This window comes from Pseudomonas floridensis (assembly GCF_002087235.1).
Taxonomy (GTDB): domain Bacteria; phylum Pseudomonadota; class Gammaproteobacteria; order Pseudomonadales; family Pseudomonadaceae; genus Aquipseudomonas; species Aquipseudomonas floridensis.
This window is the reverse complement of record NZ_MUIO01000221.1, coordinates 1-626: the sequence shown is the minus strand read 5'-3', so window position 1 is coordinate 626 and position 626 is coordinate 1. Positions and strand designations below refer to the sequence as shown.

Sequence of the window (626 nt, the reverse complement as noted above, 5' to 3'; positions counted from 1 at the left end):
GAACGCCTGATGACCGAGCTGGACCAGCGTTTCCCCGAGCTCGAAATGGAGTGCGTGTTCGCCGAACATGGCGATGCGATCAGTCTGGTGCAGTCGGGCAGGGCATCGCTGGGCCTGCTGTCGGCCCAGACACGTTATCCGCCCGAGATTGGCCACGCGACCATTGATGAAAGCGCCGACTTCGGGCTATTCGTGTCGCACACCCATCCGCTGGCTGCGCTGGAGCGGGTCGATTACCAGCAACTGGCGCGTTACCGTGCATTGCGCCTCAATACGCTGGTCGAACAGAGCGTGCCCACCGACGACCTGCCCACCAGCGGTCACCGGCACTGGTCTGCGCCCAATTATCTTTTGCTGATGGACATGGCCGCGTTCGGCTTTGGCTGGTCGGCATTGCCGCGCTGGTTGGTGTCGCGCTACTCCGGCGGCTTGCTGAAGGAGTTGAACGTGTCGGGATGGCCGCGCCGTTCGGCGGTGGACGTCATCTGGTCATTTCAGCGCAGCCTGGGGCCGGCGGGGTCGTGGCTGCTGGATTCACTGGTGCCGTTTGCCGGGGAGTAAGTAGCAAGGCGGATGCCCGACAGCCGTCAATCGTGTGCCGTGAGTCAAGGCGGTGGCGGTCTGCC

General features: G+C 63.9%; 1 protein-coding gene. It reads left to right on the top strand.

All coding sequences use genetic code 11. The features are described from left to right. A partial coding sequence (locus BZK31_RS28400; protein WP_208617252.1) for a substrate-binding domain-containing protein occupies nucleotides 1-561 on the top strand: 561 nt, incomplete at its 5' end. Between the last annotated feature and the right edge of the window lie 65 nt (nucleotides 562-626).